Annotated in this window: 22 protein-coding genes; 10 read left to right on the plus strand and 12 right to left on the minus strand. The window is 31.4% G+C overall.

Annotated features, from left to right (window positions below; genetic code table 11):
• Positions 1-46: 46 nt before the first annotated feature.
• The 9 genes from scfB to J3477_RS05645 all read right to left on the minus strand — a co-directional run bounded on the left by scfB (position 47) and on the right by J3477_RS05645 (position 7,480).
• Positions 47-1,408 carry a thioether cross-link-forming SCIFF peptide maturase gene (gene scfB / locus J3477_RS05605; RefSeq protein WP_206868628.1) on the minus strand — a complete coding sequence of 454 codons (1,362 nt, stop codon included), beginning with the start codon at positions 1,406-1,408 and terminating at the stop codon, positions 47-49.
• A gap of 70 nt (positions 1,409-1,478) precedes the next feature.
• Positions 1,479-1,616, minus strand: a complete 138-nt coding sequence (gene scfA / locus J3477_RS05610) for a six-cysteine ranthipeptide SCIFF (protein WP_128212712.1) — start codon at positions 1,614-1,616, stop codon at positions 1,479-1,481.
• Positions 1,617-1,685: 69 nt separating this feature from the next.
• Entirely contained in the window at positions 1,686-2,054 is a 369-nt protein-coding gene (locus J3477_RS05615; protein ID WP_206868629.1) for a TIGR04086 family membrane protein, read from the minus strand.
• A 53-nt stretch (positions 2,055-2,107) separates the two neighbouring features.
• Entirely contained in the window at positions 2,108-2,386 is a 279-nt protein-coding gene (gene yajC, locus J3477_RS05620) for a preprotein translocase subunit YajC (protein WP_206868630.1), read from the minus strand.
• A 27-nt stretch (positions 2,387-2,413) separates the two neighbouring features.
• Positions 2,414-3,553, minus strand: coding sequence for a tRNA guanosine(34) transglycosylase Tgt (gene tgt / locus J3477_RS05625; protein ID WP_206868631.1), 1,140 nt, complete (start codon positions 3,551-3,553; stop codon positions 2,414-2,416).
• Positions 3,554-3,576: 23 nt separating this feature from the next.
• On the minus strand, positions 3,577-4,602 hold the full coding sequence (gene queA, locus J3477_RS05630; protein WP_206868632.1) for a tRNA preQ1(34) S-adenosylmethionine ribosyltransferase-isomerase QueA: 1,026 nt from the start codon (positions 4,600-4,602) through the stop codon (positions 3,577-3,579).
• Positions 4,603-4,613: 11 nt separating this feature from the next.
• Entirely contained in the window at positions 4,614-5,639 is a 1,026-nt protein-coding gene (ruvB, locus tag J3477_RS05635; protein ID WP_371876585.1) for a Holliday junction branch migration DNA helicase RuvB, read from the minus strand.
• Positions 5,640-5,664: 25 nt separating this feature from the next.
• Positions 5,665-6,270: a Holliday junction branch migration protein RuvA gene (gene ruvA, locus J3477_RS05640; RefSeq protein WP_206868634.1), complete on the minus strand. Its 606-nt coding sequence runs from the start codon at positions 6,268-6,270 to the stop codon at positions 5,665-5,667.
• A gap of 622 nt (positions 6,271-6,892) precedes the next feature.
• A complete protein-coding gene (locus J3477_RS05645; protein ID WP_206868636.1) occupies positions 6,893-7,480 on the minus strand; it encodes a hypothetical protein in 588 nt (195 codons plus the stop codon).
• A 208-nt stretch (positions 7,481-7,688) separates the two neighbouring features.
• Here J3477_RS05645 and sufC point away from each other — a divergent pair, with 208 nt between their 5' ends.
• The 5 genes from sufC to sufU are packed head-to-tail and all read left to right on the plus strand — an operon-like array spanning position 7,689 to position 12,607.
• Positions 7,689-8,441, plus strand: a complete 753-nt coding sequence (sufC, locus tag J3477_RS05650) for a Fe-S cluster assembly ATPase SufC (RefSeq protein ID WP_206868637.1) — start codon at positions 7,689-7,691, stop codon at positions 8,439-8,441.
• A gap of 8 nt (positions 8,442-8,449) precedes the next feature.
• On the plus strand, positions 8,450-9,850 hold the full coding sequence (gene sufB / locus J3477_RS05655; protein WP_206868639.1) for a Fe-S cluster assembly protein SufB: 1,401 nt from the start codon (positions 8,450-8,452) through the stop codon (positions 9,848-9,850).
• Positions 9,851-9,863: 13 nt separating this feature from the next.
• On the plus strand, positions 9,864-10,973 hold the full coding sequence (sufD, locus tag J3477_RS05660; RefSeq protein WP_206868641.1) for a Fe-S cluster assembly protein SufD: 1,110 nt from the start codon (positions 9,864-9,866) through the stop codon (positions 10,971-10,973).
• Positions 10,966-12,192, plus strand: coding sequence for a cysteine desulfurase (locus J3477_RS05665; RefSeq protein WP_206868643.1), 1,227 nt, complete (start codon positions 10,966-10,968; stop codon positions 12,190-12,192). Before sufD ends, J3477_RS05665 begins: the two co-directional genes overlap by 8 nt.
• Positions 12,179-12,607 (plus strand): Fe-S cluster assembly sulfur transfer protein SufU, encoded by a 429-nt coding sequence (sufU, locus tag J3477_RS05670; protein ID WP_206868645.1) that lies wholly within the window; start codon positions 12,179-12,181, stop codon positions 12,605-12,607. Before J3477_RS05665 ends, sufU begins: the two co-directional genes overlap by 14 nt.
• Before the next feature lie 318 nt (positions 12,608-12,925).
• On the opposite strand, the gene mmsB is transcribed toward sufU, so the two are convergent.
• The 3 genes from mmsB to chvE form a co-directional block, all read right to left on the minus strand.
• Positions 12,926-14,092, minus strand: a complete 1,167-nt coding sequence (gene mmsB, locus J3477_RS05675; protein WP_206868647.1) for a multiple monosaccharide ABC transporter permease — start codon at positions 14,090-14,092, stop codon at positions 12,926-12,928.
• Complete coding sequence (gene mmsA / locus J3477_RS05680) at positions 14,085-15,647, minus strand: multiple monosaccharide ABC transporter ATP-binding protein (protein WP_206868649.1); 1,563 nt, start codon at positions 15,645-15,647, stop codon at positions 14,085-14,087. The genes mmsB and mmsA overlap by 8 nt, the downstream gene beginning before the upstream one ends.
• A 155-nt stretch (positions 15,648-15,802) precedes the next feature.
• Positions 15,803-16,882, minus strand: coding sequence for a multiple monosaccharide ABC transporter substrate-binding protein (chvE, locus tag J3477_RS05685; RefSeq protein ID WP_206868651.1), 1,080 nt, complete (start codon positions 16,880-16,882; stop codon positions 15,803-15,805).
• A 438-nt stretch (positions 16,883-17,320) separates the two neighbouring features.
• Between chvE and J3477_RS05690 the strand changes: the two genes are divergently transcribed.
• The 5 genes from J3477_RS05690 (at position 17,321) to J3477_RS05710 (ending at position 24,219) form a co-directional block, all read left to right on the plus strand.
• Entirely contained in the window at positions 17,321-18,115 is a 795-nt protein-coding gene (locus J3477_RS05690) for a DeoR/GlpR family DNA-binding transcription regulator (RefSeq protein ID WP_206868653.1), read from the plus strand.
• Positions 18,116-19,621, plus strand: coding sequence for a sugar ABC transporter ATP-binding protein (locus tag J3477_RS05695; protein ID WP_206868654.1), 1,506 nt, complete (start codon positions 18,116-18,118; stop codon positions 19,619-19,621).
• Positions 19,622-19,654: 33 nt separating this feature from the next.
• Entirely contained in the window at positions 19,655-20,671 is a 1,017-nt protein-coding gene (locus J3477_RS05700; RefSeq protein ID WP_206868655.1) for an ABC transporter permease, read from the plus strand.
• A gap of 16 nt (positions 20,672-20,687) precedes the next feature.
• Positions 20,688-21,683, plus strand: coding sequence for a substrate-binding domain-containing protein (locus tag J3477_RS05705; RefSeq protein ID WP_206868656.1), 996 nt, complete (start codon positions 20,688-20,690; stop codon positions 21,681-21,683).
• A 310-nt stretch (positions 21,684-21,993) separates the two neighbouring features.
• Positions 21,994-24,219, plus strand: a complete 2,226-nt coding sequence (locus J3477_RS05710; RefSeq protein ID WP_206868657.1) for a sensor domain-containing diguanylate cyclase — start codon at positions 21,994-21,996, stop codon at positions 24,217-24,219.
• Positions 24,220-24,322 lie beyond the last annotated feature (103 nt).

Here is a 24,322-nt window from a genome sequence, read left to right on the forward strand (position 1 = left end):
TAAATTATAATACCTGCCCCACATTATGTCAATAAATGGGAGGTTTCTATTCCATTGTAACAGCTTTTAGAGCAATCGCACACTCAATTCTCTTTTTTTGCATCTCACAACCTATCTCATATGGTACATGTATGTCGCCATTAAAGTTAAAGTTGTTTGCTTGACAGCCCCCGCTGCAATAAAATCTTGCCCAACATTCTTTGCATTTTGGTTTATTATAAATATGTGCAGTTTTAAATTCTTGTTCTAAATCACTATCTATTTCTAAAGTATCTAAGTTACCAATAAGGAAATCCTTATTTCCTACAAATTGATGACATGGGTATATTTCTCCATCAGGTGTTATAGCAACATATTCATGTCCTGCACCACATCCAGATATCCTCTTATATACACATGGACCACCATTTAAATCAATATTAAAATGATAGAATGTAAATTGGTCTTTTCCCTCTTTATATCTCTTAACCATTTCATCATAAAGTTTATCATATTGATCAAATATAACCGGTAAATCTTCTCTTCTCAATGAAAGCTCATGTTCATCTGGAAGAACAACTGGCTCTATGGATATTTCTTTAAAACCTTCATTAGCTAAAGCCATTACGTCTTCAAAGAAATCGGTATTATTTCTTGTGAAAGTACCTCTAGCATAATATTGCTTAGATTTATCTCTCTTATCCACCATTTGCTTTATTTTTGGTAATATTCTATCGTAACTACCACTTCCATCTACTCTTACTCTTACTGCATCATTGATATTTTTTCTACCATCTATAGACAGTATTATATTCCCCATGTTTTTATCAATATATTCCATTATTTCATCATTTAATAATGTTGCATTTGTTGTCATTGTAAATCTAATATTCTTTTTGTGTATCTTCTCCTGTACTCTAGCGTAATCAACTATTTCCTTAATAGTGTCGAATACCATTAGTGGTTCACCACCAAAAAGGTCAACTTCTATATTTTTTCTTGGGCCTGACTTCTTTATGACCCAATCTATTGCCTTTTTACCTGTTTCAGCACTCATTGGTTTTCTGCAACCTTTATACTCACCTTCATCTGCAAAGCAGTATTTGCATCTAAGGTTACAATCATGCACTACATTTAAGCAAAGGGCCTTTATGTAGCTATCATCTCTATCACTCATTGCTATATCCTCATATAAATCCTTCGAATATAACATACCTTCCTCAATTAATTCATTTATATCATAAAAAGCTTCTTCTATTTCTTCTTTTGTGTAAATTCCTGAAAAATCATTTATTAATTGTTCTCTATCTCTTAACTTCTCATCATCTATAAGATCATAAATAAGCTTGTCAACTATATGAACGCTACCAGAATTTACATCAATCACATAATATTCATTACCTTTAGTAAATTTGTGGATTAATGCCAATTTAAATTCCTCCTAACTAGATTTATGGCAGTAACTTAAAAGTTACTGCCACTACTTCATTATTTTATAATTAATTTTCACACGCTAAGTTCGCTACTGTACATGAAGTCTTACAAGCTGATTGGCATGAATTAGCACATTCCTTACATCCTGGCTTACAAAGACTGTTCTTAAGGCTTGATCTGTTTATTGTTTTAATATGCTTCATTTCATACTCCTCCATTCTATTCGATTACCACGTTATTATATCACATAAAATAGGTATAATAAAGACTTTTTATAGATTTATTCCTAACATTCCAGATAATGCTCCTACTGCCAAAGCAAGTAGAGCTCTCCAAAGGTCATTTAATGACAAAGAAATATTACCTTTAAACACAGCAGAGATAATCAAAACAATTATAAAGTAACAAAGACCAACACCAAATCCTACGAGCCAACCCTTCTCACCGTTTTTACGGGAAGAGTATATAGCACCTAGTAAAATACTTAAGCAAGTGATAACTACCCAGATTACGCTTAAGGCCTTAAGACTTAGTAAACTAAAGCTCATTACTATACTGATTATTACAACAAAAATCATAGTAGCAATAAGAGCTCTCAAAACTCCTTTTGCAACATTTGCAAAATACCTGCTCCACTCCAAAATAAACACCCCCTATCCACTAAATTCTATGTGGACAAGGGGTGTAATATAACCTATTTATTATCTTCTTTTGTATTTATAACATTAGCTATTCCTTGTCTTGAAAGCTTTATTCTAGCTCTATCAGGACCACTCTCTAATATTACATAATCATCTTGAAGATTTACCACTTTACCGATGATACCACCTTTACTCATGATCTCATCATTAACTTTCAAATCATTTAGCATTGCTTGATATTGTTTTTTTCTTTTTCTTTCCGGTATTATTAGTAAAGCATAAAAAATCACGAATACTACTATTAACGGTAAAAGTTGAATAATGTATTGCATATAAATCCTCCTTATAAATAAATTATATTAGGCTCTTCCTCCCCATTCTTCAAGCTTTTGTTTCTTGAAGTCTGCGAAATATCCGCCATCAATAGCATCTCTTATATCTTGCATTAGAGTATTATAGAAATATAAATTATGTAGTACACATAATCTCATAGCAAGCATCTCTTTAGCCTTAAATAAGTGTCTTATGTATGCCCTAGTATAGTTCTTACAAGTTGGACATTGGCATCCCTCATCTATAGGTCTTGAATCTGTCTCAAATTGAGCATTCATTATATTTATCTTACCATTTTTAGTAAACACATGTCCATGCCTTCCATTTCTAGCTGGAAGTACACAATCGAAAAAGTCCACGCCTCTTTCAACTGCTTCAAGTATATTACTTGGCAGGCCAACCCCCATAAGATATATAGGCTTATCTTCTGGTAGATGAGGAACTACAGCATCAATGATCCTATACATTTCCTCATGAGTTTCCCCAACAGCAAGACCTCCAATAGCATAGCCATCCAAATCCATCTTAGCTATTATTTTTGCATGCTCAACTCTTATATCATCATAAACTCCACCTTGATTTATCCCAAATAAAAGTTGCTCTTTATTTATTGTATCCTCTAAAGAATTAAGTCTTTTCATTTCTTTTACGCATCTTTCAAGCCATCTTGTAGTTCGTTCTACAGATGCTTCCACGTATTCTCTAGGTGAAGGGTTAGAAACACATTCATCGAAAGCCATAGCAATAGTTGATGCAAGATTGCTCTGAATCTGCATACTTTCTTCTGGTCCCATAAAAATTTTCTTACCATCTAAGTGTGAGTTAAAATAAACTCCTTCTTCCTTAATCTTTCTCATGCTTGATAAAGAGAAAACTTGGAATCCACCTGAATCAGTAAGAATTGGTCTATCCCAATTCATAAACTTATGTAGTCCACCCATCTTTTTAACAACCTTATCACTAGGTCTTAAATGTAAGTGGTATGTATTTGAAAGTTCCACTTGACAATTTATTTCTTTCAAGTCCATTGAAGATACAGCACCTTTAATAGCTGCCAAAGTCCCAACATTCATAAATACAGGCGTCTGTATAGTTCCATGAGGAGTAACAAATTGCCCTCTTCTTGCTTTTCCATCTTTTTTTAGTAAAGTATATCTTTTAGTCAAAGTTCCACTTCCTTATCCAACTTTTAATGTATAAACATAGCATCTCCAAAGGAGAAAAATCTATAGCCTTCTTTAACAGCTATATTATAAGCATTTAGTATATTTTCTTTACCTGCCAATGCACTTACTAGCATTATAAGGGTTGATTCTGGTAGATGAAAATTAGTTATCAAAGCATCTACAACCTTATATTTATATCCAGGATATATAAATATATCAGTCCATCCACTAGATTCTTTTAATAGCCCTTCGCTATCAGCTATTGTTTCCAAAGTTCTAGTAGAAGTAGTTCCAACCGCTATTACTCTTTTCCCTGCTTTTTTTGTATTATTTATAATTTCAGCTGCTTCCTTAGAAAGCTGATAAAACTCTGAATGCATATTATGATTTTCTACATCTTCAACCTTAACCGGTCTGAATGTTCCAAGACCAACATGAAGAGTAAGATACACTACATTCACGCCTCTTTGTTTTATCACTTCAAGTAATTCCTTTGTAAAGTGTAGCCCTGCTGTAGGTGCAGCCGCAGATCCCTTTTCTTTAGAATATACTGTTTGATATCTTTCTTTATCTTCTAACTTTTCATGTATATATGGCGGAAGAGGCATTTGACCTAATTCATCCAAAACTTGTTCAAATATACCTTCATAGCTAAACTCAATAATTCTATTTCCTTCTTCAGCTATATCTTTAACCACAGCTGTTAGCTTACCATCTCCAAATGTAAATCTTGTGCCCACCTTAGCTCTTTTTCCAGGCTTCGCAAGACATTCCCATCTGTCATTATCTACTCTTTTAAGAAGTAAAAACTCAATCTTACCTTTAGAGTCTTCTTTTTCACCTATAAGCCTTGCAGGTAGCACTCTAGTATTATTAAGTACTAAAGTATCACCTTCATTAAAGTAATCTAAAACATCATGAAATATCTTATGCTGTATTTCCCCACTATTCTTATCAAGAACCATAAGCCTTGAAGAATCTCTTTCTTCTAAAGGAACCTGTGCTATAAGTTCTTCTGGTAAATCAAAATAAAAATCACTTGCTTTCATTCTATCCTCTCCTATTTGTCAAATAAGCTAGATTGTCTAACATCTCCATTATTCTTTGTCTTACTTCTACCCAAGTGCTTGTATGCCTTATCTGTAGCAACTCTTCCCCTTGGTGTTCTAACTATAAATCCCCTTTGAAGGAGATATGGTTCATATACATCTTCAATAGTATCAAATTCTTCGCCTATAAAATAAGCTAAGGTTTCAATTCCAACTGGACCTCCGTTAAAATTATCTATAATAGCTTCTAATATACCATTATCAATTCTATCAAAGCCTTGACTATCAACTTCCAACAGCTCTAGAGCAGCTCTTGCAGCATCTATATCTACAATATTATTACCCTTAACTTCAGAATAATCTCTAACTCTTTTTAGAAGTCTGTTAGCGATTCTTGGGGTACCTCTAGATCTTCTTGCTATCTCGAAAGCGCCTTCTTCAGTCATTTCGCAATCAAGTATACTAGCCGACCTCACTATAATCTCCTTTAATTGTATGTCCGTATAGTACTCCATGGAGCACAGCACTCCAAATCTGTCGCGAAGAGGTGCAGTTAACATTCCAATTCTAGTAGTAGCACCTATCAATGTGAATTTAGGTAAATCTATCCTAATAGATTTAGCTGATGCCCCTTTTCCTATCACTATATCCAAAGCATAATCTTCCATAGCAGGATAAAGTATCTCTTCAACACTTCTGTTAAGTCTATGAATTTCATCGATAAAAAGCACATCATTATCATTTAGAGTTGTAAGTATAGCCGCAAGATCCCCAGCCCTTTCAATTGCAGGACCAGAAGTAACTTTCAAATTACCACTCATCTCTTTTGCTATAATGTTCGCTAAAGTTGTTTTCCCCAGTCCTGGCGGACCATATAACAACGCATGATCAAGTGCTTCTCCTCTATTCTTGGCAGCTTGTATGAAAATACTCAGTCTTTCTTTCACCTTATCCTGCCCTATGTATTCACTCAATTTCTGAGGTCTTAAGCTATATTCAGAATTTAATTCTTCTTCATTCTTATTAGATGATGTTATTCTATCTTCCAAATATGTTCACCTCTTAATTCATAAGTACTTTTAAACAGTTTTTAACTATATTCTCGATACTATCATTTTGTTTAACACTACCAAGAGCTCTCTGAGCTTCCTTCTCAGTATATCCTAATGCTAATAAAGCAGCTAATGCTTCTGATATATTTGAAGCATAACTATCGTCATCTTCAGAAAGATTTTTCACAAAATCACTTGGCATTAAATCTTCATTAGGCTTAAGTTTATCTCTAAGTTCAAGTATTATTCTTTGCGCAGTCTTCTTACCTACTCCAGGCGCTCTTGTAATATGTTTTTCATCACCAGTCATTATAGCGTACTTTAAATTTAAAGGTGAGCTTATTGACAATAATGACAATGCAGCTTTTGCTCCCACACCGTTTATAGTTAATAATAATTTAAACAAGTCTAATTCTTCCTTTGTTAAAAAACCGTATAGACCTATAAAATCTTCCCTAACTATCTGCTCTAAAAACAACTTTACTTCTTCATCAACCTTAGGCATTTTTGCAAGGGTACTTCCTGATGTAAAAACTTTATATCCAATTCCGTTATTTTCTAAAATAGCATAGTCTTTATTTATGCCCTTATACTTACCTATTATATATTCGTACATTAAAATACCTCCAAATGCCTATCAAACAGTTTTAAACCTACATAATACTTTAACATTTTACCTTATTTTTATCAACAGAGGAAATCTATTTATTAATATTGAATTTTATGACAGACTACTTTCAAGGTTCACAAAAAAACATATTTCACTATTGATGTACCACTTCGTAATAAAGTTTATTTTTTTAAATTCTCTCACAAAAAGCCGTTAGAGTTTTAAAAATAGATTTCGGTTCGAACTGATACTTCTTTATACAATACAAAAATAAAAGGCTTAGTAGAAATTCACATTAAAAATCTGCACCTACTAAACCCATAATTTATTTTTTTATTATCATAAAAATACAAATATTTTGTTATACTTTAAATCAATTATTAAGGCTATGTTTAAGAGTATTGTTGAAATTAAGTGGTTATAAAGGAGATGCTATATGAGCGAGCTACTAGAATTAAATGATTTTTTCAGATGGAATGGCGTTAATAAACTGTACTGTTCGAACGTAGTGAGTTTACAGTTTTAGCCATGGAATATGACAAAATCATATTAATTCTTTGCGTAAGCTCATTAAAGCATCGGATGGATAAACACTTAATTTCAACACAGTGCTTTAACATCGCCATTATTAAAAGTATCCACTGGCTGCTTCTTCTGCATCATCTCTTGTATTAAACTGCTTTTTAAAATTCACTATATCTTTTTTATCTTGTTCTGGTAATGTGCTTACTTTCTTTTTATCTGTATAGATATCCGAAGCAGGATTTTCTATATAAGGCACCCCTTTATCATCTGTTTTGTATATAGCAAAGAAATCATTTTTTTCTCCTAAATAATACTTTTTAGGCTGAAGCTTGCTTATAAACGATCTGCTAAGAACTATTTGAGAATCATCCATGCTCTCAATACTATAATTTAGAGTGTTAAAATGTTTTTCTAACTGTTCCTTATTTAACCCCTGCTCTAATCCTAAGTCTTTTTTTAGTTCCTTTACAGTATACTCTCCATCGATAACAAACTCGCTTGATCCTTGGCTTTTCGTTTTAAGTATCAACTTCAAACTGTCTTTTAAATAACCGTTTTCTGAATTATATACAACATTGCTTCCACTTGTTTTTTTATCTGCTAAGTATGATTTAGTAATATAATAGCTTAGTAAAAATACCATGGAAGAAATTAATATAAGAATTGATATTTTTAACAAATTTTTCTTCATATAATCACCTCTATTGGATATTTTTGACTATTAACAAAAATAATATACATATTTTTGCAATCAATGGTATTTAAACTTAAAGTTCTGCAAACAATACAAAAGAATTATATAGATTCATCCAATATTGACTTAATTATCACATAGTGCTATGATTTAAATATAATTCAGAGTAAAACACTCTACATTAAGAAATTGAGGTGCAATAATAATGAAAGAATTACTTTTGGAAATTAATAACCTTAAAACCAAGGTTGATGATAAGGAAATTTTAAAAGGTTTAAACCTTAAAATAAATAAAGGTGAAGTCCATGTTGTTATGGGGCCAAACGGTGCCGGAAAGTCTACTCTTGCCAATACAATAATGGGGCATCCAAAATACACCGTTGTGAATGGAGATATTTTGTTCGAAGGTGAAAATATAAATGATTTTAAACCAGATGTAAGAGCTAAAAAAGGAATATTCCTATCCTTTCAAGCCCCTGAGGAAGTACCTGGAATAACAGTTGAAAACTTTATAAGAACAGCAAAATCTAACATTGAAGATAAACAGATAAGTTATTTAAGCTTTAACATGAAACTTCAAAAGAAAATGGATTTATTAAAAATAAATAAAGAATATGCAGAAAGATATTTAAATGTAGGTTTCTCTGGTGGAGAAAAGAAGAAAAATGAAATTCTTCAAATGATACTTCTAGAGCCTAAGCTCGCTATTCTTGATGAAACTGATTCAGGTTTAGATGTAGATGCAGTTAAACTTGTATCCCAAGGTGTTAGCATGTATAAGAACGATGAGAACTCAATGCTAATAATAACTCATAATACAAAAATACTGGAGCATATCAGTCCAGATTTCGTCCACGTTTTGGTTGATGGTAAGATAATTCATACAGGTGGTGCATCTTTAGTAGAAGAAATAAATAGTAATGGTTTCGAAAAATTTCTAAGCGAAATAAATAAGTAGGTGATAACATGAGTAAAACATATGTTGATGACATAGATAGAGGAATTTACGATATCTATAATGAAGATAACTTTAGCTATAAGTCTGAAAAAGGATTAACAGAAGACATAATAATTAACATATCTAAAGAAAAAAATGAGCCAGAATGGATGTTAAACTTTAGACTTAAATCATTAAAAATATATAATTCTATATCCGTACCTACCTGGGGTCCAGATATAAGTGAACTTGATATGGACAACATAGTAACTTATGTTAAGCCAGATACTCCAATGACAGGATCTTGGGATAAGGTTCCTGAAGATATAAAGAGCACCTTCGAAAGACTTGGTATCCCTCAAGCTGAAAGAGAATCCCTTGCAGGAGTTGGAGCTCAATATGACTCTGAAGTAGTTTATCACAATGTTAAGGAAGAATTAGTTAAACAAGGTGTTGTGTATACTGATATGGAGACAGCTGTAAGAGAATATGAGGATATAGTAAGAGAACATTTTATGAAGCTAGTTCCTCCAAGTGATCATAAGTTTGCTGCACTTCATGGCGCTGTGTGGTCAGGTGGCTCTTTTGTATATGTGCCAGAAGGAGTTCAAGTAGACATTCCACTGCAAAGTTACTTCAGACTAAACTCGCCTGGATCAGGTCAATTTGAACACACACTAATAATTGTAGAAAAAGGAGCAAAGCTTCATTTTATAGAAGGTTGTTCTGCACCTAAATATAGCGTAACAAATTTACATGCTGGATGCGTAGAACTATTTGTAAGAGAGGATGCAAAACTTAGATATTCAACTATAGAGAACTGGTCAAGAAACATGCTTAACTTAAACACCAAAAGATGTGTTGTAGAAAAAAATGGTTCAATCGAATGGGTATCAGGATCTTTTGGTTCCAAAGTTTCTATGCTTTATCCGATGAGCATACTAAAAGGCGAAGGAGCAAAATCAGAATTTACAGGAATAACTTTTGCATCAAGCGGCCAAACCCTAGATACAGGTACAAAGGTAGTTCATGCAGCTCCAAACACTTCTTCTACTATACATTCAAAATCAATATCTAAAGATGGTGGTACTGCTATCTATAGAGGTGTAGTAAAGATTAACAGCAATGCAGTAAACTCTAAATCTTATGTATCTTGTGAATCCTTGATGTTAGATAGTAAATCAAAATCAGATACTATACCAGTAATTCAGATTGAAAATGACGAAGTAGATATCGGACACGAAGCTAAAATAGGAAGAATCAGCGATGATGCAATTTTCTATTTAATGAGCAGAGGTATTGATGAAGAAGAAGCCAAAGCTATGATAGTAAGAGGCTTTGTTGATCCTATCACAAAGGAACTACCTCTTGAATATGCTGTAGAAATGAATAACTTAATAAACATAGAACTTGAAGGTACTATTGGATAAGGAGGGATGAAGATTGGAAAACAAAATATTAAAAGACCTAAACACAATACCAGTAAGCACATTTAGATGGCTTAAAGTAAACAATGTATCTTTAAATGAAGAGATAGATATTCCAAGCGTTAATTACGAAAGAGAATACTGCAAGTTCAAAGAAACTTCAGACTACTCTCTTCATCCAATAGAAAAATCTAATACTTTAGTTGATGTGTTTAATACAGGTAATTTTGAAGGTGTTTCGAGAATACAGTTAGACGAAGTCATTGATTCAAATAATTGTGGCTTTTCACTGGAAGTAAAAGATCACAGAACCATTGAAGACTTAATTTATATTGATTATGAATTAAATTCTGAAAATCCTAAGGTTGTAGATAAAAATCTAATTGTTTTAGGAGAAAAAAGTACAATTGATGTTTTAATCAACTATACATCTGCTGGTGAAAGCATTTACTATCACAATGGTTTTACTAAAATACATGCAAAAAAAGATTCTACTATAAATATTTTTATAGTTCAAAATCTAAACTACAATACTAATCATTTTAATTCTCTTTTTTCAAAAGTAGAAGAAGGAGCAAAAGTTAATCTTATTCCTATAGAATTAGGTGCTAAGAAAGCTATAACAAACTATTCATCTGATCTTGTAGGTGATAACTGTGAAAGTACTATTAGTTCCGTTTACTATGGAGATGCAGATAGATTGATAGATATAAACTTTAAAATGACTCATATTGGAAAGAAAACCTCTAGTACTATAGATGTAAAAGGTGTTTTAGCTGATAAGGCTAAAAAAACATTTAGAGGAACATTAGATTTCAAAACAGGTTCTTCTAAGTCAAAAGGTTCTGAGGAAGAATATGTTATGCTTCTATCCAAAAACGCAAGAAATAACTCGATCCCCCTACTCTTATGCAGCGAACATGATATTGAAGGTCAACATGCTGCTTCAGCAGGAAAAATCGATGAAGACTCATTATTCTATCTTATGAGCAGAGGCATAAGTGAACTTAATGCTAAAAAGCTTATGATAGAGGGATATCTAACACCAATAATAGATAAAATACCAGTAGATAATTTAAGGCAGCAATTAATGAATTCAGTTAAGGATAGACTGAAAAATGAATAACTTAAAACAACTCTTCCCTATTTTAGATCAAAGTTTTAATGACTTTCCAGTGGTATATCTTGATAGTGCTGCCACCACTCAAAAGCCATTATCTGTTATAGAAGCTTTGAATAAATATTATAAGGAAATAAACGCAAATCCTCATAGAGGGGCTTATACTTTAAGTGTCAAAGCAACTGATAGTTTTGAGCAAGGTAGAGAAAAGGTAAAAGATTTTATAAATGCAAAATCATCAAAAGAAATAATCTTTACTAAGGGAACTACTGAAGCGCTAAATTTAATTGCATATTCTTACGGGAACTTAAAATTAAATAAAGATGATGAAATAGTCATAGGGATTACAGAGCATCACTCAAATCTTATTCCTTGGCAGCAAATAGCTCTTGCAAAAGGCTGCAAACTAAATTATTTATATATTGACTCTAACTATGAATATACAATGGATGAAATAGATAAAAAGATAACAGACAAGACCAAATTAGTAGCTATAGGTCACGCTTCTAATGTACTTGGAACCTTAAATCCAGTAGAATATATAATTCATAAAGCTCATGAAGTTGGAGCTAAGGTTGTTATTGATGCTGCTCAGAGCATAGCCCACAGAAAAGTAGATGTACAAAAATTAGATGCTGATTTCTTAGTATTCTCTGGTCATAAAATGTTTGCACCTATGGGCATAGGCGTGCTTTATGGTAAGCAAGAATTATTAGAAGAAATGCCTCCATTCTTATATGGTGGTGACATGGTAGAATATGTTTATGAACAAGAAACTACCTTCGCAGAGCTACCTCACAAATTCGAAGGTGGTACTCAAAACGTCGAAGGCGTTATCGGTCTATCAGAAGCTATTGATTTCATAAATTTAATAGGTATAGACAATATAATTAGACACGAGCATGAGATTATTTCATACGCCTACGATAAATTAAACGAACTTGGCTTTGTAAAGATTTATACTACAACCAACAAAGATTTGCTTGGCTCGGTTATATCATTTACCATTGATGGTATACATCCTCATGACTTAGCTACAATTCTTGATTCAAAAGGAGTATGTGTAAGAGCTGGTAATCACTGTGCTCAACCACTTATGAGATATCTAAATATAAATTCTACCTGTAGACTAAGTGTTTCAATCTACAATAATAAAGAAGATATAGATGCTCTAGTAACTGCACTTGAGTACGCTAGGAGGTTATTTGGTTATGGATCTCAGTAATATATACACTCAACTAATAATGGAGCATAACAACTCAACTAGAAATAAACGTCACTTAGAAGAATTGGATAGAGTAGAAAAAGGTCACAATCCAAGCTGCGGTGATGAAATACAATTAGAAATAAAATTTGATGGTGATTATATAAAAGATGCCGCTTTCACGGGTACAGGTTGTGCTATTTCTCAAGCCTCTACTTCTATAATGATAGACCTTATTAAAGGGAAAAGAAAAAACGAAGCCTTAGAACTTGTAAATACTTTTATTTCAATGATTAAAAAAGATATAACTGATGACGAAGAATTAGAAAAGCTCGAAGATGCTCTCATATTCAAAAATATATCTAATATGCCTGCAAGAGTAAAATGTGCTGTACTGGCATGGCATACCTTAAATGAAGCTATTAAAACCGAATAACTTTAATATATCTTGATATCAATATAAGAAGGGATTCCTAAATTTTTAGAGAATCCCTTCTTAATATTGATGCATAAATTATTATTGAACTTCTCTTTTAATACTCACTGACTAGATTAATGGGATTTTAAAAAACAAAATACAATTCTAATCAATACATCTTTAATAATGTTGTATTATCCTATACTAAAACTATATATAAAATCAAGGGGATCTTTCTTAATATTTAGCATTTGAAAAATACAACTTTATAAATCAAATAATCATTGCCACTATATTCTATGTTTAATAACATCTTTGAAACTTATAGTATAAATACTATTTTGCACTTTTTGATTTTGTATATATATCAAAAGCTACTGCAAGCAATAGTACAAGACCTTTTATGGCCTGTTGCCAATCTATTCCTAGACCCACTAAAGACATACCGTTGTTCATTACGCCCATAACTAGTCCACCAATTATAGCTCCAATTATCGTACCAACTCCACCGCTAGCGGATGCTCCACCTATATAACAAGCTGCAATGGCATCAAGTTCAAAGCCATTTCCTGCTTTAGGAGTTCCAGCATTAAGTCTTGCAGCGAATACTAATCCCGATAGAGCTGCCAACACTCCCATGTTTATGAATACCCAAAAAGTTAACTTCTTTGTTTTAATACCTGATAACGCCGCTGCTTTTTCATTGCCTCCAACTGCATAAATTCTTCTTCCTATTATAGTTTTACTTGTTATAAATGTATAAGCAGCTATCAATACAAAAAGTAGAACTAAAACATTTGGAAGACCTCTATATTCAGCTAATACCAAGGTAAAAGCATTTACTGCAGCTACTACTACCACTATTTTACCAACAAATATACCTGTAGCTTCCTGTTCAAACCCATATTTTTCTTGAGTCTTTTTCTTCTTGACTTGACTAAATATATATAATACCGACCCAATTATACCTATTAGAACTGTAGTTATATGAATTCCTCTCCCATTGAAAAAGTCTGGTATAAATCCAGAAGCAATCTTTTGAAAACTTGTTGGGAAAGGACCTATAGATTGACCTTTTAATGCTACCATAGTTAACCCTCTAAATATAAGCATACTTGCAAGAGTTACTATAAAGGATGGTATTTTTACGTAAGAAACCCAAAATCCTTGAAACGCACCTATCAGACCACCGATAACTAAAGATATTACTATAGCCAGCAAAAAATTCATCTTATTGCTAACCATAAAAATTGCAGAAAGTGCACCAATAAATGCAGCTACAGAACCAACAGAAAGATCAACATTAAAGTCCACTATAACCAACAACATACCAATTGCCAAAACTAATATATAACTATTTTGAAGTATAAGATTAGTTACGTTTAGCGGCTTCAGTAAAGAACCTCCTGTTAATATTTGAAAAAGTATTACTATAGATATTAATGCAATTATCATCCCATATTGTCTTATATTATTTTTAAATACCTTTTTTAAACTATCCATTTTCCTTCCCCCTATGACCATTTACTATATATTTCATTATCTTTTCTTGTGTAGCCTCTTTACCATCTAATTCCCCCACTACTCTACCTTCATTCATTACATATATCCTATCGCACATGCCTAATACTTCAGGTAATTCAGAAGAAATAAGAAGTACGCCTTTTCCATCTTCTACAAGTTTATTAATTATAGTATAAATTTCATACTTTGCCCCTACATCTATTCCTCTTGTAGGTTCATCCAATATTAGCAAATCAGGATCAGTGAATATCCATTTACTAAGAACGACTTTTTGCTGGTTACCTCCACTTAGATTGCCTGTTGCTTGAAATATATTTGGAGACTTTATATTCATCTTTTTACGGAATTCTTCCGCAACAAGAATTTCTTCATTTTCATTAATTACTAGATTTTTTGATAACTTATTTAAATTAGCCATAGAGATATTTTTCTTTATGTCATCCGTTAATATAAGACCGCAGGTCTTTCTATCTTCAGTTACATAGGCAATACCTTCTTCTATTGCCTTGCTTACATTAGTAAGATGTATCTCTTTGCCATTTTTTAAAACCTTACCACTTATTTTTTTACCATAAGCTCTACCGAATAAACTCATAGCAAATTCAGTTCTTCCTGAACCCATAAGTCCTGCTATACCAACTACTTCACCTTTTTTAATGCTTATACTTACATTATCAATAACTTTTCTATCTTCTTGAAGAGGGTGATACACCTCCCAATCCTTTACTTCAAAGAATACTTCGCCTACTTGTACGTTTTCTCTTTTTGGGAAACGATCAGTAAGATCTCTACCTACCATTCCTTTTATTATTCTATCTTCGCTTATCTTTCCTTCTCCTACGTCTATCGTCTCAATAGTGGCACCATCTCTAATTATAGTTATAGAATCTGCAACTTTAGAAACTTCATTGAGTTTATGTGATATCAATATACATGATATACCTTTGTTTTTTAAATCTAACATTAAGTTCAATAAGTTTTCACTGTCATCTTCATTTAAAGCTGCTGTTGGTTCATCTAAAATTAGAAGTCTAACATTCTTAGATAATGCCTTAGCAATCTCCACAAGCTGCTGCTTTCCTACACCAAGATTAATGATAGGAGTTTCAGAACTCTCATCAAGTCCAACTGTTTTCAAAAGTACTGAAGTAGACAATCGTGTCTGAGTCCAATCCACTACCCCTCCACTCAACTTTCCTCTTTTGGTTAATTCATTTCCTAAGTATATGTTTTCAGCTATTGATAAATAAGGAATCAAAGCTAATTCTTGATGTATTATTACAATACCTAAATTTTCACTTTCTTTTATGTTCCCAAACTCACACACCTTACCTTCAAAAAGAATATCTCCCTCATATGTTCCGTGAGGGTATACTCCACTTAAAACTTTCATTAAAGTTGATTTACCTGCTCCATTTTCTCCAACAAGAGCATGAATTTCTCCTTTTTTAACCTTCAAATTTACATTATTTAAAGCTTTAACACCTGGAAAAGTCTTTGTAATATTTTTCATCTCTAAAAGAATTTCTGACATATTTATTCATCTCCTTGCTTAAATAAATTTAGTGATGCCTTTTCCGGCAATCACTAAACTTATTTATCTTTATATGTGCTTCACACACTGTCTCAATAGCTTAATTTCTTGGAGCATTTAATATTTAATGACATTTTAATTAACGAACTTTATCACTACTTAAGTTTATCTTCACTGTAATAACCACTATCTATAAGTTCTTTCTTATAGTTATCTTTATCTACGTTTTCAGGTACACAAAGGAAGGAAGGCACTACCTTATTTCCATTGTTATAAGTCTTTTCATCATTAACTTCTACTTTATCCCCCTTAATCATTTGGTCTGCCATCTTAGCAGCTTGTTTTGCCAAAACTCTTGTATCTTTGAAGATTGTTTCTGTTTGTTCGCCAGCAATTATTGATTTTACTGAAGCTAATTCAGCATCTTGCCCTGTAACTATAGGCATTTTCTTGTCTGACTTTCCATATCCAACACCTTTAAGTGATGAAATTATACCCATAGAAATTCCATCAAATGGAGATAATACAATGTCAACTTTATCTGTAGCATAATATTTACTTAGAAGATTATCCATTCTTGCTTGAGCAGTTGCTCCATCCCATCTTAAAATAGCAATTTGATCAAATTTTGTTTGTCCACTTTTTACTACTAATTTACCTTTGTCTATATATGGCTTCAACACCGACATAGCACCATCAAAGAAGTAATAAGCATTGTTATCATCAGGCGAACCAGCAAACAACTCTATGTTAAAAGGCCCTTTACCATCCTTTAATCCTAACTTTTCTTCTATATATTGTCCTTGAAGAACACCAACCTTGAAATTATCAAAACTTACATAGTAGTCAACATTAGAAGTTTTCTTTATCAATCTGTCATAAGATATTACAGGTATATTAGCATCTTTAGCTTTTTGCAATACATCAGATAAAGCTTCACCATCTATAGATGCTACAACTAAAAGATTTGCACCTTTAGTAATCATATTTTCAATTTGTGACACCTGATTTTCAACAACATCTTCAGCATATTGAAGGTCTGTATCATATCCTAACTTTTTCAACTCTGATACCATATTATTCCCGTCATCAATCCATCTTTGTGAAGATTTCGTAGGCATAGCAATACCTATCTTTTTCTTTGTTGAAGATGTTGCATCTTCTTTTTTAGTTCCACATGCAGTTAAAGTAAATGCCATGGCAACTGTTAGTAATCCCACTAATAACTTTTTCATAAAACTACCCCTTTCACCCATTTAATGTTTTAAATTTTAATTATATAAAAATATAATCATCAAACTTTAAATAATCGAATTCGAAAGCAAACGAACATCCAAAACAATAAAATAACTCTGAAGTATTTGATATAAATATGAATGTTTACGTTTACCGTAACTTACAACTTTATATTATCACCATATTTTTCGTTTTGCAATACATTTTTTTATTTTTATTTTCGTTTTTGTTCGTTTTATTTTGTATTATCTTTTGATTTATGCAAATATCCACAATTTGTCTAGATTTAAAGCTAATAAGCCTTTATATTAGTCATAAATTTTTATCGTTTAAGTTTTAATATGTAATTTCATTTTTGTTTTTTTACTTTCTTTATTGTGCATAATTAAACTATAATATATAATTTTTATATACTTACTCGAAACTTGGAGGATAATATGTTCGCAGCAGAAAGACTAAGAATAATAAAAAGTATCTTATTAGATAAAAAACATATAAACGTAACAAGTCTTAGTAGTATGCTAAACGTGACAGAAGTTACTATAAGACGTGATCTAGAAAAATTGGAATCGGAGGGTTTTTTATCAAGAACTCATGGTGGTGCAATACTAAATGAAACTGCCTCTGAAGAAAATATTGATATTCCGCTATCTAGTTATGATCCCTTGATGAACGAAAGAGAAGAGATAAGCAATATAGCTTCGCACATGATTGATGATAATGATGTGATACTTCTAAGCCCTGGACTTACAAATCTACATATTGCAAAAAAACTACTTTCGAAAAAGAATATAACAGTTCTTACAAATGATCTTAACATTGCGTACGAATTAAATTCTAATCCCTCCATAAAAGTGATAATACCCGGCGGGGATTTAGATCCATCATCAATGACTTTAAACGGAAAGCTTACTGAAGAAAACTTAAAAAGATTTTATGTTTCTAAAACCTTTATCGAAGTTGATGGAATATCTACTAACAGGGGTTACACCATTCAAGGAATGGATAAAGCTTCTGTTATTAAAGAGATGTTGCAAATAACTAAAGAGATAATTATGGTTTGTACATATAATTGCTTTGATAATATAGCTTTTTATCAAATTGGCTCATCTTTAGACATAGCAAACAAAATAATTACTAATCCAAATATTCCTGATAATTACAAGAACTACTTTTTTGATAATAATATAAAGCTATATACAGCATTTAATTCTTATGAAGGTGGAATATAAATGAATCAATTAGTATTGAAGTTATCCAAAGTTTCAAAAAGGTTTTCAGAATACTTCTCACTTAAGGATATTTCTTTAGAACTAAATTTTGGTGAAGTACTAATATTGTTAGGCCAGAATGGCTCAGGCAAATCTTCATTAATGAATACTATAATGGGCATAAGTCCGATAGATAGTGGAAAAATCCTTATAGATGACAAAGAGGTGCATATTTCAAATCCAAGAGACGCAAAAAATCACGGAATTGAGATGATTCATCAAGACACCTCCCTTTTTGACCATTTTTCTGTAGCAGAAAATATATTTATAGGCAATCTACCCTATAAATATCGTGGACTTAAATTAGTTGATAGACATTTACTAAATAAGAACTGTAAAGATTTGTTCAAGAAATTCAACATACCCCTAGATTATAAAAAGAATGTATCTGAATTAGATTTAGCCGAAAAGCAAATCGTAGCTATTTGCAAAGCATATATATCAAAAGCCAAACTTATAATAATGGACGAGCCAACCTCCTCTTTAACAGATATGGAGTGTAAATTTCTTTTTGACATGATAAATGAATTAAAAAGGAACGGAACATCAATTATATATATAACTCACAATATAGAAAAAATAAAAAAAATCGGAGATAAAATTATAGTTATTAGAGATGGGGAAATAGTAGGAAACCAAACTATTGATAACTATGATATAGATGAGCTTCTCCATATGATGTCTGGCTTGGAATTAAGAAAACGTTATCCTAAGCTAGAAATGAAATTAGGTAAAGAAATCTTTAGAGCAGAAAGTCTTAATTATAAAAATTATGCAAAAAACATCTCTTTTTCTTTGAGAGAAAGAGAAATTCTAGGTATCGTTGGTTTAGCCGGTTCTGGAAAAAGCAATATGATCAAGTGTCTCTTTGGTGCTAACAGAATGGATTCAGGAAATATTTATATAAACAATAAGCCTTTAACGTTAAATTCTACATTCGATGCCGTAAAGGCTGGTATTGGATATATACCACAAGACAGGATCAACGAAGGGCTTTTTCATAATATATCAATTTGTAATAATATATCCTCAGCAAGTCTAAACAAAGTTACTCACAGACACCTTATTGATTCAAAAATTGAAAAAGAATTGACAAGTAGCTATTCAAAAAGAGTAAACATTAAATCTTCTTCAATCAGCGATAAGGTAAATTTTTTAAGTGGCGGAAATCAACAAAAAACCTTATTCTCAAAGTGGATCATGTGCAAATCTAAAGTTTTGATAATGGATGAACCTACTAGAAGTGTAGATATCCCATCTAAGGTAGATATCTATAACATTATGAATGAACTAGTATCAAAAAATGTTTCTATAATACTGATTTCGTCTGATATTAATGAATTAATAGGAATGTGCGATAGAATTTTAGTTATCTACGAAGGCAAACTAGTTGCTAACTTAGAAAAAAATGCGGCTACTCCTGAAAAAATAATGTTCTATTGTACCGGTAGTTTTGAACTAAACTAAGTTAACTAATCAAATGTATGAGAGGAGTAAACAATGAATTCTCAAAGATCATCTAAATCTAACTTAAAACACTTTGAAAAACTTTTATACAGTGCCATTTATAAGATAAGAAACGCTCGAGAAGGTACTGTTATGATCTCTATTATTCTAAGCTGCACTTTTTTAGCTATTGTATCTCCACATTTTTTAACAGAAAAAAATATTTTTTCCACTGCAATCGGACTTTCTTCTGATGGAATATTGACTATAGGTATAACTCTCGTACTTATATGTGGTGGAATAGATTTTTCATTAGGTTCTGTGATGTCACTCTCTTCCATTACTGCTGCAGTACTCTTTAGGGCTGGTGCTAATATTTGGTTGGCATGCATTATTGGCCTCTCAGTAGGATTAATTTGCGGACTAATAAATGGTTTTTTCATTGGAAAAATAGGATTAAACCCTTTTATAACCACAATTGCTGTGATGGGAATAGTACGTGGTCTATCGTATGTAATAACCGAAGGTTCCCCAATATCATTATTTAATGCCCCAGAATCATTTTTCAAACTTGGCCAAGGATCCTTTCTTGGAGTACCAATCGTTGTATTATTATTTATTTTATTAAGCTTAATTTTCGATTTTATTGCAAGAAAATCAGATCTTCTAAGACAAGTGTTTTATACAGGAAGTAATGAAAATGCAGCTATACTTACTGGTATAAATACAACCAAAGTAAAAATATGCGTCTATTTATTAGCTGCATTCTTAGCAAGTTTTGCTGGAATAATAAATATGTCTAGATTTTCTGTAGCAACACCCTCAATTGGATTGGGTGCAGATGTCAGCATGCGAGGAATCTCAGCTGCCGTTATTGGCGGAGCCAGTCTAAGCGGTGGTGAAGGCACCATACTTGGTGGTATCCTTGGTGTAGTACTACTCAATATTATAAATAACGGACTCATATTGTTAAATGTTCCTGTATATTGGCAAGATTTTATAAACGGTATAATATTACTAACTGCTATTACTTTCGATTTTTTCTCTCATAAAAGAAAATTAAATAAATAAAAGGATTTGGTAATATATGAAAAAGAAAACACTAGTTTTATCTATTTCCACGGTATTCATTATTGTTCTCTCATTTATCATTCATATATATAAAGATAATAGTCCTTCCAGTCAATTAAAAATTAACAAGGACTATTATATGGTTACGTTTCTTTCTGGTATAGAATATTGGAAAGGTAGCTATAACGGATTTTCTGAAAAAGGTAAAGAGCTAGGAGTTAACACTTTTTTTACTGGTAGCACACAATATGATATCAATCAAGAAGTTACTATATTAGAACAAATAATATCAAAAAAACCTGCTGGAATTGCTATTTCTTGTGCAAATCCAAATGCTTTTACAAATTCAATTAACAAAGCAATTGCTATGGGAATTCCTGTAGTAACTTTTGATGCCGACTCTCCATCTAGCAATAGATTTTCCTATCTATCCACTAGTAACGAGAAGGCTGGCTCTATAGCAGCTGAAACTTTAGCAAATTTACTTGGACCATCTGGTGGAGAAATTGCAGTAATGACTATTCCAGCTCAAGAAAATCATGAACAGAGAGTTCAAGGCTTTATAAATAAGATTACTCGAAACTATAAAAATATGAAAATAGTTCAAATAGGGAATTGTAACGGAGACACAATAGAATCAGCTAAAATAATATCAAGCTATCTTCAAATACACCCTAATATAAAAGGCATTTTTTGCACTGACGCTAATAGTGGTGTCGGTGCTGCTACAGCTGTTAAAGAGGCCAATTTAGAAGGAAAAGTTAAAATAATTGGCTTTGATACCGATCAAGGAACATTAGGCGCTATAAAGAATGGTGTTATAAACGCTACTATAGCTCAAAATACTTATAAGATGGGTTACTCAGCTATGGATTTTCTATATAAACTTAGCGATCCTAAATTTTTCAACTCTAAAGAACAAGTTTCTACAATTCCTGATTTTGTTGATACTGGTGTAACTGTCATAACAGAAGAGAATGTAGATTCATATTTAAACACCCTTAATCCATAACTCTATCATCTGCTATCTTATAAGAATTTTTCTATTTGCAGTTTAAAATACTCACAGTCAATTTCAACACTGTTCTTTAACAATACCTTTTATTTAAAATTGTTATAATATATTTTCCATTTTTATTATCATTAAATATTAATAATTGGTTAAACTATTAATATTAAAAATTTATCGCCCTATTTTTTACCTTTATTATTATTATTTAATTAAAATTTAACATATTATTATAATTTTGTTGGATTCAATGTAGGTTTATGGTATATTTATAAATAAAATTAAAAGTTTTATAAATAAATGGGGAGTTCTTATGAATACAGAAACTAATATAAATGAAATAGACATGCTTCTCTTAAAAATAAATGAAGTTAGATATAATAATCCTGAAAAAGCCATAAAGCTTTCATTAGAAGCCCTATCACTATCAGAAAGTATAAACTACGATTTAGGTACAGCAGCATCAAAGCATATGATTTCTAGCTGTTACTATACTATAGGAAATTATGAAGAAGCTATAAGTTTGACCTTTGACTCTCTAGATTTTTTTATTAAAGAAAATATATATGATCTCCAATGGAGTTCTTACAATTTATTAGGCAACACCTTTAGTGAGCTCGGTGATTATGAAAGAGGTATGGACTTCTATAATAATGCTGAAGAAGTAGCCTATTTAGTGGATGAGGGAAAGAAGTTTGACATTAATTCATCAAAAGAGAAAGCAATGGTTCGTACATTAAACAATATTGCTGAAAACTATAAGCTTCTCAAAGCCTATGATGAGTCCTTAGAATACTGTAATAGAGCTTATGATATCGATAAAAATTATGATTTTCAATTTTCTAGAGGTGTTACAATTCTCAGCTTGGGAGAATTATATTATCTACTTCAAGAGTATGATAAAGCAAACGCCCTATCCTTTAGAGCACTAGAATATTTTAAAAAATATAATTATACATTAGGTCAACCAGAATGTTATAAACTTGCTGCCCTAACCTATTGGAAGAAGAATGATTTTGAAAAGGCAGATGAGTATTTTAATATCACAATAGATAGAATTGAAGCTCAATGTTCACCTTATAATGAAATAGATGTTTATATAAATTATTATCAATATCTTAAGGATAGAAATGATTTAAAAAAATCATTAACTATTCTTCACAAGGCTTACGATCTATCTATAAAAAATAATTTTATAGAAAAGATATCAGAGACAGCTTCTATTCTATCAATTTTTTATGCTGAACTTAAAGATTTTCAGACTGCTTTTAATTATTTTAATATGCATCTAGAGAACGAAAGAATCAATGCGGCATATTTAAATAAACATAGAATAAACAATTTGAATATAAGTAAAAAAATCAAAAAAATTGAGATAGAAAAGAAAGAAATAATAGATAATAATGAAAATCTTCAAAGAAAATCAGAATCTCTCCAAACGGTTGTAGAGAAATTATCTATAATAAGTGAATTAGGCCAAAAAATCACTTCAAACTTAGATTTAGATTCTATTATCGATATTCTTTATTCGAGTATAAAAAACTTTATGGACTTAACATATTTGAGCATAGGCCTATACGACGAAGAAAACTCCGTAGTTAACTACTTAGATGTAATTGAGCACGGTAAAAAGAAAAAAAAGAAAAGCACTAATGTTGAAAATCATTCAAACTTTACAAGCATATGTATTGAAACAGAGGACTTTGTAATCATAAATGATATGAACAAAGAATTTTCAAAATACATGAATAGTGAAACCTATAAAGCCGTTATGGATAAAGATCAGTACGAATTACAGTCTTTAATTTTCTGCCCCCTTAAGGTGAATTCTAAGATAATTGGTGTTATGTCTATACAAAGTGAAGAAAAAAACTCTTTTACACCTTATCATGTAGAAATGGTTAAATCACTGTCTTCATATGCTGCAATCGCTATAAACAACGCTATAAAATCAAAACAATTAGAGATGGAAATAGAGAAAACACATGCCGTTCAATTTGAACTAAAAAAATTAAACGAAAAATTATTATTTCTTTCTGAAAATGATAGTATGACTAAAATTCCTAATAGAAGAAAGCTTGATAAATATTTATATGAACTATGGGAAAAGCATGTACAAGAGAAAAAAGTTTTATCTCTAATAATTTTTGACATAGATAACTTTAAAGAGTATAACGACAACTATGGTCATATTGCCGGCGATAAATGTATTGTTACCATAGCTAATATTCTTTCCAGTGTTAAAGATGAAAATTATTTTCCTGCAAGATATGGTGGAGATGAATTTGTAGTTGTATTACCTGAATATAAACTAGAAAGAGCTTTAGACTTTGGCGAAAGCTTAAAGCAAAAAGTAGCTATAGCAAATATACCACATAAATTTTCAACAGTATCGGATAAAGTCACATTATCAATCGGAATAACTTCATTAATTCCAAGCGCTGACCTAACTATCAATGAATTTATGAACAAAGCCGATGATGCTCTATACCTTGCTAAAAAAAGAGGAAAAAATCAGATAGCTAGTTTTATAAATTAAAATAATACTATAAGGATAACTTAGTAGCTTGCATTATATTTAAAGACACTAATCAAGTAAAATTAAACTTGGTTAGTGTCTTTATCATTGCATCTTATGTTAT

Origin of the sequence: Clostridium zeae (assembly GCF_017312485.1) — a bacterium.
GTDB classification, from domain to species: domain Bacteria; phylum Bacillota; class Clostridia; order Clostridiales; family Clostridiaceae; genus Clostridium_AR; species Clostridium_AR zeae.